The following is a 12,920-nucleotide window of genomic DNA, read 5'->3' on the forward strand; positions in this document are numbered from 1 at the left end:
GACTTGAAAGTAGAGCTTCCCAATGCCGAAGAAGTTCATGAAACGTTATCTGCCATCACCTGAGAAGGTGCAAGCGATGCAATCGCTTGGTTTTCTTGGCGAGATAGTTAATGAACCGAACCTCTGGCATATCAACCGTCACAGTGTCGCCCGGGCGTTTCTGATCGGTGTCTTTTTCTGCTTTATCCCGATGCCCTTCCAGATGCTGGCTGCAGCCGTTTTCGCCATCTGGTTTAATGCAAACCTGCCTTTATCTGTGGTGCTGGTATGGATCAGCAACCCCATTACCATGCCACCCATGTTTTACTTCAATTACAAGGTAGGGGCCTGGGTTCTGAACCGGCCGGTGCTGAGCTTCGATTTCCGGCTTTCGTGGTCATGGATCAGCGAGCGACTACTGGATATCGGCATCCCCCTGTATCTTGGCTCACTGATCGTCGCCACTGTTTCCGCTTGCCTGGCTTATCTGATAATACAATTTATCTGGCGCCGGAAAATCCGCACGGATTGGCAACTCCGCCTCCGTGCGCGAAAAGCTCTCCGGCGCCAATCCCACGATCAGGCTTCCTGAACCAGCCTTCCCTGCTCCAGCCTCAATACCCGCCCAAGACTTCGAGCCATCTTCATATCATGGGTAACCATCACAAATGCAATTCCCAACTGGTTACGCAAAGACTCAATGAGGTCTCGCACGCCCTCACCCGTGTGTTCATCAAGATTACCGGTGGGTTCATCCATCAAAACACAATCGGGTTCATTAACCAGCGCACGGGCTATAGCAACACGCTGACGCTCGCCGCCAGAAAGTTCACCAGGTTTATGGGCCAGACGCTCAGCAAGCCCGACCTTCTGCAAAATTGTCTGCGCCCGCGATCTGGCTCCGCTAACGCCCATACCCCCAAGCACACAAGGCATCATGACGTTCTCAAGAGCGGTGAATTCAGGCAACAGGTGGTGAAACTGGTAGACAAAACCGAGATGCCGGTTTCGAAAACGCGCTCGCCCCGCCTCTGACAAACGATGAATGTCCTTACCACAAATGGAGATATGCCCCGACGAAGGCTTGTCCAGCCCCCCCAGAAGGTTCAGCAGGGTTGTTTTACCTGCTCCGCTGCTCCCCACGATCGCGACAGTCTCACCCGCAGTAACCTCAAGCGAGATATCAGAAAAGATAGTCAGTTTTTCCGGCCCCTGAGTATAGGTCCGGGTAACCTGACGACAATCAATTACCAGGGAATCATCCGTCATGGCGCCCTTTTCCTTATTCATAACGCAGAGCCTCCGCAGGATCCACCCGTGACGCTTTCCACGCCGGATATATGGTCGCCAACAGGCTCAGCGCAAGGCCGGCGCCACTGATGATGGACACGTCCTGCCACTGCAACTGAGAGGGCAGATAACTGATAAAATAGACATCGGCACTCAGAAACTTGTGGCCAAGCACCCCTTCAAGCCATGAGATAAATGCACTGATATTAAGCGCACCAAGAATACCCAAGCCTGTACCTATCATTGTTCCGAAAACCCCGATGACGGCACCCTGGACAATAAAAATCCTCATAATGCGCCCAGGCGTTGCGCCCATAGTACGAAGAATGGCTATATCCGCAGTTTTATCAGTCACCACCATGACCAGGGTAGATACAATGTTGAAGGCTGCAACTGCCACAATAAACATGAGCAAAAGCCCGATCATGGTTTTTTCCATGCGGATGGCCTGGAACAAGTTGCCGTGGGTGCGTGTCCAGTCTGAAATATAGTAACGACCCGAAAGTGCTCTGGCCGCCTCTTCTGCGACCTTTGGTGCTGCAAAAAGATCATCCACAAGCAACCTGACACCCTGGGCTTTGCCACCGGTTCGCATTAATTTGGCAGCATCATCCATGTGGATAAGCGTGTAGTTGCCATCCAGTTCGGCGCCCACGCTGAAAATGCCCTTCACCGTAAATCTTTTCAGCCTGGGCAAAACCCCGGCCGGCGTCACTGAGGCTTCCGGCAGCACTACGGTCACTTTATCGCCCAACTGCAAACGCAGACTGGCGGCCATGGTTCGGCCAACGATGATCCCGAACTCACCCGCAACCAGATCGTCCAGCTTGCCTTCAATCATATGGTCTTCAATGATTGAGACTGTGCGTTCCTCCTCCGGCAGTACACCGTTAAGCAAGACTCCACGCACATCACCACCTCCGGTAATCATGCCCTGCCCCTGAACAAACGGAGCTGCAGCGAGAACCCGGGGATGTTCCTGCACCTGAGCATCCACCGTCTCCCAATCCTCCAGCGGCCCGCTGCTCTGGATAATGGCGTGAGGGACCATTCCAAGGATTCTCTCCTTGAGCTCGCGATCGAATCCATTCATCACAGAAAGCACGATGATCAGCACTGCAACACCAAGCATCAGCCCGATCATGGATGTGAGCGAGATAAACGAGATAAAGTGGTTACGCCGTTTGGCTGCGGTATAGCGCAGGCCGATACAAAACGATAAGGGTCTGAACATGAAGAGGTGCCTGTTGCTACCTTCGGGTCAATCGTGGTCTGAAATTCCCACCTGCCTTTCAGCACGGAGGGAAACTGCTAAACTTTTGATACTGGCCAGAACCCTCATTACGGAGTCCTGAATGCACATTCAAGATACGCCATCCGAACCGGCAGATTATGTGCCTGAGCGTCGGGAGTTTTACCGCATCGCAGACCGGATTGGCCTGGAAGTCCATAAGCTGTCGCCATCAGACAGCCTGAACGAGAACGTTTTTAACGACGACCACCTCAACAATCTTGAGGCCGAACTCAGACGCCTGGACCTGGACATCAAATCCCAACTTGCAATCCTGGCTGATCAGGATCGCCTGCTCACAGGGCTCATAAAGTCCCTTAACAGCAAGCTGGATATACTTGCGCGCATTATGGCCTTTCAGCAAAATCCCTTGCAACCTGAGGACTGGCAAGAGGTAACCCTGAGCGAAGGCGGCCTGGCATTTTGCGCAAGCCCGCAAGCGTGGCAGACTGGCGACAGGCTCAGCGTTCGCATGACGCTGCCACCAGAGCTTTCCCAACCCCGGGCCGTCGCAGAGGTTCTGGACATTCAGGTTGATGAAACAGGCAGGGCAAGGGTTCATACCGGTTTTATCCAGATTCAGGAAAGCGATCGGCAGCAAATCGCCCGACATGTGATGCGATATCAAATTCGCCAGCGACAAAAAGAGTAGACTGGCGAAAACATGTGACTTTTACCCGAATTTCTCGGATATTACGTTTTATCCATGTCCCCGGAACACGTGCCGGAGACCCAAGTATCAGTGGAGAACCATAAATGACAGTAAAGCGAGCCCTGACGGGTACACTGGCAACGGCAATACTACTTACCCTGACCCCGGTTTCCGGTGCATTTGCCGAAGAGCTTCGCGTTCCCGTTGGCAGCCAGGCAGACAGAAGCCAGGAAAAAATGCCCCGTACCGGACTGACACAAGCGTCGGTGCGAGCATCATGGGGTGAGCCGGCTAAAGCTGAAGGCCCGGTTGGACAACCCCCGATCAGTCAGTGGCACTACGATAATTTTGTGGTCTATTTCGAAAATGACCGCGTCATACACTCAGTGCTGAAACACAAGCGCTGACATTTTCAAGTATGGTGTTTCCCCGCCCGTCAGCCTGAACACACATTCTGACGGCATGCCGCCCTTTGTAAAAAATGGCGGCTTTTTGCAATTTTAAGGTGACGGTAAAGTGACATCCTTACGCGTGTTGCCCGCCGAGTGGGCTCCTCAGAGTGCCATTGTGCTTACTTGGCCCCACCCCGGTACCGACTGGGCAGGTAGCCTCGACAAGGTGGAGCCGGTATTTCTTGAAATCGCCCGTTCGGTCCTGCGCTTTGAGCACCTGGTTGTCAGCTGCGAACACGTTGCCAGGCTGCAGGATCTTGACCGGGAGCTGAATGCATGGGCCATGCAGCAAGGCCTGCCAGGGCGCGTGCACGCCGTGCCGGCTCCCGCAAATGATACCTGGGCCCGCGATCACGGCCCGATTACGGTAATCACCAATCAAGGGCCTGCCCTGCTGGATTTCCGCTTTAACGCCTGGGGGGGCAAATTTCCCTGGGAGAAAGACGACGCCCTGAATCGCCACCTCGCCAATTTCGGAGTGTTCGGCGCCACTCCCATGCAGACCGTGGACTTTGTGCTGGAAGGCGGCTCCATTGAATCCGATGGACAAGGAACCCTGCTCACCACCAGCGAGTGCCTGCTGACCCCTTCCCGCAACGCCTCCATGGATCGTGGTGCTATCGAGCAACGACTGTCTGAGGTGCTGGGTGCAGACCGGATCCTCTGGCTTAACCACGGTTACCTTGAAGGGGACGATACGGACAGCCACATTGATACATTAGCCAGGTTCTGCGCCCCGGATCATATCTGTTACGTAACCTGTCCGGACGTCGCTGACGAGCACTACAGCGCACTGGCAGCCATGGAAGAGGACCTGCAGGAATTTCGCCAGCGTGATGGTTCGCCATACAAACTGACAGCCCTGCCCTGGCCTGACCCCGTCTTCGGTGATGAAGGCGAACGCCTTCCGGCTACTTACGCTAACTTTCTGATCATTAATGGTGCTGTATTATTACCAGTTTATGATGTGCCCCAGGATGAAGATGCAATCAGAATCATCAGCCGGATATTTTCCAACCGGGAGATTATCCCTATAAATTGTCGGGCACTGGTGCAACAACATGGCAGTCTGCACTGCGTCACCATGCAAATTCCGGAAGGAGTAGTTTCTTCATGAGCCAGAACCCTGGCACGCATCCGGTTTCGGATCAGCTTGTGATCGCCGCCGTTCAGCAGGCATGCAGTGCGAATAAATCTGCCAGCCTGGCAACAACAGAAGTACTCGTTCGTGAAGCAGCGGCAGGCGGAGCTCAACTGATCATTCTGCAAGAGCTACATGCGACCCAGTACTTTTGCCAGACTGAAGACACCAGCATATTCGATCTCGCAGAGCCAATTCCCGGCCCCACAAGCGAACGACTATCGGAGTTGGCCCGGGAACTGAAAGTGGTTATCGTAGGCTCCGTTTTCGAGCGCCGCATGAATGGCGTTTACCACAACACGGCTGTTGTCATCGAAAACGACGGTTCCATCGCTGGCCTGTATCGCAAGATGCATATCCCCGACGATCCGGGCTTCTATGAGAAATTCTATTTCACTCCCGGCGATGCCCAATTCAACGATGGCCGCAGCGGGTTCTCACCCATTGAAACCTCAGCAGGCAAGCTGGGCGTTCTCGTATGCTGGGATCAATGGTACCCGGAAGCAGCACGACTGATGGCACTGGCCGGCGCAGAGATACTGATCTACCCTACGGCGATCGGCTGGGACACGACCGACGATCAGGATGAGCAGGCACGCCAGCTGGAAGCCTGGGTAACCGTTCAGCGAGGCCATGCAGTTGCCAACAACCTGCCTGTTGTTGCTCCCAACCGGGTTGGTATCGAACCCGACCCGACAGGCCTCTCCTCCGGCATTCGCTTCTGGGGAAACAGCTTTATCTGTGGCCCTCAGGGGGAATTTCTGGCCCGGGCCGATGAAAGTACCGAGTGTATACTGACTGTCACCCTTGACCGCCAGAGAAGTGAATCGGTTCGCCGCATCTGGCCGTACCTGAGAGACCGGCGCATCGACGCCTATGGCGATATTCTCAAAAGAGTAAGGGACTGAGCCCGGAATGAAAAACCTGGTAGATACTGTTGTTACGGAACTGAACCAGATCCTGCTGGGCAAGGAGCGTCAGGTTCGCCTGGCCCTGTGCGGCCTGCTTGCCAAGGGCCACCTGCTGATTGAAGACATCCCCGGCATGGGCAAAACAACACTGTCCCACGCATTGGCCAGGGTCATGGGGCTCAGCTATCAGCGTATTCAGTTTACCAACGACCTGTTGCCTGCCGACGTACTGGGTTATTCCATGTACGACAAACAGGCCGGCAGTCTGTTATTCCATCCAGGGCCGATTTTTGCCCAGGTTGTACTGGCGGATGAAATAAACCGCGCATCGCCGCGAACCCAAAGTGCACTACTTGAAGCCATGGAAGAGCGCCAGGTGTCCATTGAGGGCGAAACCCGCCCGTTACCACACCCGTTCTTTGTGATTGCTACACAGAACCCCACCGAACAGGGAGGGACTTACCCTTTACCTGAGTCCCAGCTCGACAGGTTTCTGATGCGTATACGGCTCGGCTACCCCGATCCCAGAGCCGAGCGCGAGCTTCTGGAAGGCGAAGATCGCCGGATAATGACTGACCGGCTCAGCACATTGCTGTCCGAAGCCAATCTCGCAAAACTACAGGATGAGGTAAATCGGGTAACCGCCAGCCCCGCGCTCCTGAACTACATTCAGCGCCTGCTAGAACAGAGCCGCCGTATGCCAGGACTGCTCTACGGTTTATCACCCAGGGCCGGGCTTGGATTACTCAGGGCTACTAAAGCCTGGGCGCTTATGGAAGGGCGCCACCATGCCCTGCCGGATGACATTCAGGCGGTATTCCCATCGATCGCTGAACATCGCCTTGAACAGGGTGAATCCGGAAAAAGCGCAGAACGAGTGCGACAGTTGCTGGCCACTGTCTCTGTGCTTGAGTAAACGGGTACCAATAGTAAAGCTTTATTAATGGAATTGACCAAAACAGAATGGCAGCCAGCTGCTTTCGTGATAGCCTTTTCTTCTTCCTCGCATTACTGGCCCTTAAAAAGCCTGACACGTACCGATTTAGTGAGAGACACCGATGAGCGAAACCAAACATTCCCGGCTGATCATCCTCGGCTCCGGCCCTGCCGGATACACCGCAGCAGTTTACGCAGCGAGGGCCAACCTTAACCCGACACTGATCACTGGAATTGAAGTCGGCGGCCAGCTCACGACCACCACCGACGTAGACAACTGGCCCGGCGACAATGACGGCGTTCAGGGCCCTGAACTCATGCAACGCATGCAAAAACACGCTGAGCGTTTTGAAACCAATATCGTTTACGACACCATCAACGAAGCCGATTTGCAGAACCGCCCCTTCCGCTTGAAAGGTGATAGCGGTGAGTACACCTGTGATGCCCTTATCATCGCCACAGGTGCGTCTGCCATGTATCTGGGCCTTGAGTCCGAAGAACGTTTTAAAGGTCAGGGCGTATCCGCCTGTGCCACCTGCGACGGTTTCTTCTACAAAAAGCAGAAAGTGGCCGTCATTGGCGGTGGCAACACCGCTGTCGAAGAAGCCCTGTATCTGTCCAACATCGCAGCGGAAGTCACTCTGGTTCACCGCCGTGACAGCCTGCGCGCCGAGAAGATTCTGCAGGACAAACTCTTTGAAAAAGCCGAAAACGGTAACGTCAACATCGTCTGGGACCATACTCTCGATGAGATCCTGGGTGACGATACCGGCGTAACCGGCATGCGCATCAAAAGCATGAAAGATGGCTCCACACAGGATATTGACCTTGCAGGCGTGTTCATCGCCATCGGACACAAGCCAAACACCAGCCTCTTCGAAAGTCAGCTGGAAATGGAAAACGGCTATCTCAAGATCAAGTCCGGCCTGCAAGGCATGGCCACTCAGACCAGCATTCCCGGCGTATTCGCGGCCGGCGATGTAGCCGATCACGTGTATCGCCAGGCCGTCACTTCTGCCGGCTTCGGTTGCATGGCTGCGCTTGATGCCGAAAAATATCTGGATCATCAGGATTGAGTTGAGCCCGGGAAAGACAGGATGACCTCACTACCCTGGCTAGACCCCGACCAATTGTGGTTCCCTCCAGCCGAAGAAGCCCTCGACGACCCCGATGGCCTCCTCGCCCTGGGGGGCGACCTGTCCACAGAACGCCTGATCCTGGCCTATCGCAGCGGAATCTTTCCCTGGTACAGCGACGACCAGCCCATACTCTGGTGGTCTCCGGATCCGCGTTGCGTTCTTTTCCCTGAAGACATTCACATATCCCGCAGTCTGCGCAGAACCCTCAATCAACAGAGATTCCGGGTAACCGGCGACCAGGCCTTCGGCCGCATCATCCGTCTGTGCGCTTCCACACGAAGCGAAGGCACCTGGATAACCGATGACATGATTGCCAGCTATTCCGAACTCCATCAACAGGGAATTGCACACTCCATTGAAGTCTGGAACCGGGATGGCGAGTTGGCGGGCGGCATGTACGGCCTGGCCATAGGGCAGTGTTTCTTTGGCGAATCCATGTTTTCCCTTGAAACGAACGCCTCAAAAGTCCTGATGGTTTATCTGGCCCATCAACTGCAGGACTGGGGTTATCGTCTGATGGATTGTCAGGTAGAAAGCGATCACCTTCTGACCATGGGCGCGTGCACCATACCCAGGAGCGAGTTTTTATCTATAATCGGTACATACGCAGACCGAAAACCGGATCAGACTGACTGGACATTCCGTTGGCAATGGCCCGGGCCGGAGGCTTGAATGAGTAGCCTGAGAACCTTGGTATTCTTTGCAACACCTGCTCACGACTGCAGCTATCTTGATGATCGTGAAGCGACAACAATGTTTGTCGATCCCCGCGCTCATATCGATAAGAAACTCTACACCCAACTGACATCACTGGGTTTCCGACGTAGCGGATCCCATTATTACCGGCCTCACTGTGAGGCATGCAACGCCTGCATTCCTGTCAGGCTGAACGTGAATGACTTCAGGCCAGATCGCAGCCAGCGCCGGGTTATGAAAAAGAACACTGATGTGGCCTGCAAACTTGTACCCGCAGCCTTCGATGAAAGTTATTACAGGCTTTATGCCAACTACGTGGAACTGCGGCATAAGGACGGTGATATGTATCCACCCTCACGGGAACAGTTCACATCGTTTCTTGTTGAAGGCGGAACAGACTCCTGGTTTCTGGAGATGCGGATAAACGGGGTTCTGGTAGGTCTGGCGGCCATAGACTTGCTGGAGGATGGGCTCTCAGCCATATACACCGTGTTTGACCCGGCCTATAAACAGAGAAGCCTCGGAACCTTCGCTGTTCTCTGGCAGATTGAAGAAAGCATCCGGCGTAGCCTGCCCCACCTTTATCTGGGTTACTGGATAAAACAATGCAGGAAAATGAATTACAAAACCCGCTTCAAACCAATAGAAGCACTGCAGAACGGCCAATGGCAAACGATAGAGATCGCTTAGTGCCAGTTTTTGGGTTGAAAATGGCCTGCCACAAACCAATAAGGCGCCTTTTCCCCGACTACGTACTAACCCGCTTTGCCAAATGGCTGAAAATCAGGCAGAATTGCGCAATTTAAAATTACGGAAAGTATTCCAAAAGAGGTTTCTACTGAATGGCGAAATCAGATGTCGTTGAAATGGAAGGGGTTATTCTTGATACCCTTCCGAACACCATGTTTCGGGTTGAGTTGAGCAATGGCCACGTTGTTACCGCTCACATCTCTGGCAAGATGCGTAAAAACTACATTCGCATCCTGACTGGCGACAAGGTTAAAGTTGAGCTGACGCCTTATGACCTGAGCAAAGGCCGGATTGTTTACCGCGCCCGCTAAGGCAAAAGCGACATCCGGAACACATAAAAAAACCGCTGCATCAATGCAGCGGTTTTTTTGTGGGCGAAGCTTATGTCCGGCCTGCACACCGGTTACACGGCTTCAGCAGGCTCATCCTCATAGTCGAAAACCAGATCATCATCCTTGAGATGGATAAATACATCACCACCCTTCTCGGACAAGCTGCCAAACAGGATCTGCTCAGCAAGCGGTCGCTTGATCTTATCCTGAATCAGGCGTGACATCGGGCGGGCACCCATAGTGACATCGTAACCCTTGTCAGCCAGCCACAGTTTCGCAGCTTCGTCCACGTGCAATACCACGTGCTTTTCATCCAACTGCGCCTGCAACTCGGTCAGGAACTTGTCCACAACATGGGTGATGGTTCCCCGCTGCAGGTCTCCGAACTGAATAATACCATCCAGACGATTACGGAATTCCGGCGTAAAGGTCTTGCTGATAATCTCCATACCATCAGAACTATGATCCTGTTCGCTAAAGCCCATGGAACGACGAGCCATGCTTTCAGCCCCTGCATTGGTAGTCATCACAAGAATAACGTGGCGGAAATCCGCTTTACGCCCGTTATTATCAGTCAGGGTCCCATGGTCCATCACCTGCAGTAACAGATTGAAGACCTCCGGATGAGCTTTTTCGATTTCATCCAGCAACAGCACGCAGTGCGGATGTTTGTTAACAGCTTCCGTTAACAAACCGCCCTGATCATAGCCCACATACCCTGGAGGGGCGCCAATAAGACGGGACACCGTATGCCGTTCCATATACTCAGACATGTCGAACCGAACCAGCTCAACCCCGAGGGCCTTGGCCAGCTGCTTGGTGACTTCCGTTTTACCAACACCGGTAGGCCCGGCAAACAAGAAAGAACCTTCCGGCTTCTCCGGAGCCTTCAAGCCGGCACGGGCCAGCTTGATGGCCATAGACAGGGATTCAATGGCCGGATCCTGCCCGAACACCACCATCTTGAGATCCCGCTCCAGATTACGCAGAAGATCCTTGTCGCTGGTGGATACATTCTTCGGCGGAATACGGGCAATCTTGGCAACCACCTCTTCGATTTCCTGAACATCAACCGTTTTCAGACGTTTGTCCTCAGGCATCAGACGCTGACGCGCTCCCGCCTCATCAATCACGTCAATCGCTTTGTCCGGCAGATGGCGATCCGTGATGTAACGCTCCGCCAGTTCCGCCGCCACACGTAAGGCTCTGTCCGTATATTTCAGGTCGTGATGCTTCTCAAAGTTTGGCTTCAGCCCTTTGAGTATCAGATAGGTATCCTCAACACTCGGCTCGTTCACATCTATCTTCTGGAAGCGGCGAGCCAGAGCGCTGTCTTTCTCGAAAATACCGCGGAACTCCTGATACGTGGTGGAGCCAATGCAACGGAGCTCTCCGGAGCTCAGCATAGGCTTGAGAAGGTTCGAGGCATCCATAACCCCACCAGACGCAGATCCCGCACCAATGATGGTATGAATCTCATCAATGAATAATATTGCGTGCTTTTCTTTCTTCAGGTCAGCAAGCAACCCCTTGAGTCGCTTCTCAAAATCACCACGGTACTTTGTGCCTGCAAGCAGAGCACCAAGATCCAGGGAATACACCACGCCATCGGCAATGATGTCGGGCACCTGGCCATCAACAATGCGTTTGGCCAACCCTTCTGCAATAGCTGTTTTACCTACGCCGGCTTCACCAACCAGCAGCGGGTTGTTCTTGCGCCGGCGCACAAGAATCTGCACTACCCGCTCAACCTCATGTTCACGGCCGATAAGAGGGTCAATGCGCCCCTGACGCGCCTGCTCATTCAGGTTGGTCGCATAATTATCAAGCGGCTTGGACTGAGCACCTTCTTCGGCAGTTTCATCCTGAGAAATCTGCTCGTGACCGTCCTGATCCTCGGTTCCCTGCACACGGGAAATCCCATGGGAGACAAAATTAACTACATCAATACGTGCAACACTCTGTTTTTTGAGCACGTACACCGCCTGACTTTCCTGCTCGCTGAAGATGGCGACCAGTACATTGGCTCCGGTAACTTCTTTTTTGCCTGAGGATTGCACATGAAATACAGCGCGCTGCAGCACTCGCTGGAAACCGAGCGTTGGCTGGGTCTCACGTTCATCATCAGTGCTTGGAATTAAAGGTGTTGTGGAGTCTACAAACTCCATCAGCTCATCATGGAGTTGCTTGAGATCTGCACCACAGGCTTTGAGAACGCCCACCGCCGATTCGTTGTCCAGCAAGGCCAGCAATAAATGCTCCACTGTCATGAATTCATGACGCTTGTCGCGGGCACTTTTGAAGGCCGTATTCAGCGTAATTTCAAGATCTTTGCTCAGCATGGGCCACCCCGCCGTCTGTCAGTCCGCACATTCAATCTCGCAAAGGAGCGGATGCTCGCATTCCGAGGAATACTGGTTCACTTGTGCCGCCTTTGTTTCCGCGATGTCCCGGGTATATACCCCGCATACGGCTTTTCCCTGCGTATGGACGAGCAGCATCACCTGCGTCGCCTTTTCCTCATTCATTCCGAAGAATGTCATCAACACATCCACAACAAAGTCCATGGGTGTGTAATCATCGTTAAGAAGCATCACCTTGTACTGCGATGGACGCTTCAGCGCAGGTTTTTCGGGAGCAACGCTGAGGTCATCATGACGCCCAGGCTGTTCATCTCCCCCCTGGTTTAATACTAGTAGAGAATTTTCGATAGTCCGCATCATTCTTTACCGGTTATCGGTGCCTTTCATAAATGTGGTTGCCAGGCCCCGGAATTTCAAGTGAGTTGCCAGCCCGGGGGTGAGTTATTTACCTGTACAGCCATGATACCGCTTCCGGACTGCCTTCAACTACACATTAACGTAATAGAAGCTATTGACTCGACACCGGGTTTCGCCGACAGTTAGCTCACAGTGTTAAATAATGTAAAAATGTAAGTAGTTCATGTAACGGGAATGGGCAGAAGTACGATTTCAAGCCCGATCAACCCACGGAACAACAACAAGTGACAGCAAAAGTACAGGGGAGTTCATTATGCCAAGGGGCAAAGTTAAGTGGTTCAACAATGCCAAAGGGTATGGTTTCATCATAGAAGATGGCTGCAGTGACGACCTGTTTGCCCACTTTTCATCAGTCCAGATTGACGGTTACAAGACGCTGAAGGCGGGTCAGACTGTCAGCTTTGACAAAAAGCCCAGCGACAAGGGAGTGCACGCGGTTAACATCGTGCCCGAGGAGTCAGCCAGTGAGCAGCCCCGGGAGGGCGCTGCAGACAGTCAGGTACAGGCACCTGAATCTGGTGACACCGCCCACGGAGACGTGCCCCCACGCGCAGCGAACGCCTGACGCATT

General features: G+C 53.5%; 15 protein-coding genes. 11 read left to right on the forward strand and 4 right to left on the reverse strand.

From position 1 onward, the window contains the following. The first annotated feature begins 22 nt into the window (after nt 1-22). The gene (locus tag DS878_RS05730; RefSeq protein ID WP_113815020.1) at nt 23-571 is read left to right on the forward strand and encodes a DUF2062 domain-containing protein; all 549 of its coding nucleotides are present in this window, start codon (nt 23-25) and stop codon (nt 569-571) included. Here the strand turns inward: DS878_RS05730 and lolD are convergent. Continuing rightward, nucleotides 559-1,248, reverse strand: a complete 690-nt coding sequence (lolD, locus tag DS878_RS05735; protein WP_113815433.1) for a lipoprotein-releasing ABC transporter ATP-binding protein LolD — start codon at nt 1,246-1,248, stop codon at nt 559-561. The two genes, DS878_RS05730 and lolD, sit on opposite strands and share 13 nt — an antisense overlap. Before the next feature lie 13 nt (nt 1,249-1,261). Continuing rightward, nucleotides 1,262-2,503 (reverse strand): lipoprotein-releasing ABC transporter permease subunit, encoded by a 1,242-nt coding sequence (locus DS878_RS05740; protein WP_113815021.1) that lies wholly within the window; start codon nt 2,501-2,503, stop codon nt 1,262-1,264. Between the two features lie 121 nt (nt 2,504-2,624). Here DS878_RS05740 and DS878_RS05745 point away from each other — a divergent pair, with 121 nt between their 5' ends. The 9 genes from DS878_RS05745 to infA all read left to right on the forward strand — a co-directional run bounded on the left by DS878_RS05745 (nt 2,625) and on the right by infA (nt 9,548). Next, nucleotides 2,625-3,212 carry a PilZ domain-containing protein gene (locus DS878_RS05745; RefSeq protein WP_113815022.1) on the forward strand — a complete coding sequence of 196 codons (588 nt, stop codon included), beginning with the start codon at nt 2,625-2,627 and terminating at the stop codon, nt 3,210-3,212. Between the two features lie 104 nt (nt 3,213-3,316). After that, entirely contained in the window at nt 3,317-3,619 is a 303-nt protein-coding gene (locus tag DS878_RS05750; protein ID WP_113815023.1) for a hypothetical protein, read from the forward strand. Nucleotides 3,620-3,728: 109 nt separating this feature from the next. Further along, nucleotides 3,729-4,781, forward strand: coding sequence for an agmatine/peptidylarginine deiminase (locus tag DS878_RS05755; protein WP_187298744.1), 1,053 nt, complete (start codon nt 3,729-3,731; stop codon nt 4,779-4,781). Then, a complete protein-coding gene (locus tag DS878_RS05760) occupies nt 4,778-5,713 on the forward strand; it encodes a carbon-nitrogen hydrolase (protein WP_113815024.1) in 936 nt (311 codons plus the stop codon). The genes DS878_RS05755 and DS878_RS05760 overlap by 4 nt, the downstream gene beginning before the upstream one ends. Nucleotides 5,714-5,720: 7 nt before the next feature. After that, nucleotides 5,721-6,632, forward strand: a complete 912-nt coding sequence (locus DS878_RS05765) for an AAA family ATPase (RefSeq protein ID WP_113815025.1) — start codon at nt 5,721-5,723, stop codon at nt 6,630-6,632. Between the two features lie 142 nt (nt 6,633-6,774). Then, nucleotides 6,775-7,728, forward strand: coding sequence for a thioredoxin-disulfide reductase (gene trxB / locus DS878_RS05770; protein WP_113815026.1), 954 nt, complete (start codon nt 6,775-6,777; stop codon nt 7,726-7,728). Between the two features lie 21 nt (nt 7,729-7,749). Further along, nucleotides 7,750-8,463 carry a leucyl/phenylalanyl-tRNA--protein transferase gene (gene aat, locus DS878_RS05775; protein WP_113815027.1) on the forward strand — a complete coding sequence of 238 codons (714 nt, stop codon included), beginning with the start codon at nt 7,750-7,752 and terminating at the stop codon, nt 8,461-8,463. Next, nucleotides 8,464-9,177, forward strand: a complete 714-nt coding sequence (locus tag DS878_RS05780; protein ID WP_113815028.1) for an arginyltransferase — start codon at nt 8,464-8,466, stop codon at nt 9,175-9,177. It begins immediately after the preceding gene. A 152-nt stretch (nt 9,178-9,329) separates the two neighbouring features. Then, a complete protein-coding gene (gene infA / locus DS878_RS05785) occupies nt 9,330-9,548 on the forward strand; it encodes a translation initiation factor IF-1 (protein ID WP_096781506.1) in 219 nt (72 codons plus the stop codon). A gap of 92 nt (nt 9,549-9,640) precedes the next feature. On the opposite strand, the gene clpA is transcribed toward infA, so the two are convergent. Continuing rightward, nucleotides 9,641-11,911 carry an ATP-dependent Clp protease ATP-binding subunit ClpA gene (gene clpA, locus DS878_RS05790; RefSeq protein ID WP_113815029.1) on the reverse strand — a complete coding sequence of 757 codons (2,271 nt, stop codon included), beginning with the start codon at nt 11,909-11,911 and terminating at the stop codon, nt 9,641-9,643. Nucleotides 11,912-11,929: 18 nt separating this feature from the next. Beyond that, entirely contained in the window at nt 11,930-12,289 is a 360-nt protein-coding gene (clpS, locus tag DS878_RS05795) for an ATP-dependent Clp protease adapter ClpS (RefSeq protein WP_113815030.1), read from the reverse strand. A 313-nt stretch (nt 12,290-12,602) separates the two neighbouring features. Between clpS and DS878_RS15685 the strand changes: the two genes are divergently transcribed. After that, a complete protein-coding gene (locus DS878_RS15685; RefSeq protein WP_113815031.1) occupies nt 12,603-12,914 on the forward strand; it encodes a cold shock domain-containing protein in 312 nt (103 codons plus the stop codon). Nucleotides 12,915-12,920 lie beyond the last annotated feature (6 nt).

Source organism: Marinobacter sp. F3R11 (assembly GCF_003318275.1).
Classification (GTDB): domain Bacteria; phylum Pseudomonadota; class Gammaproteobacteria; order Pseudomonadales; family Oleiphilaceae; genus Marinobacter.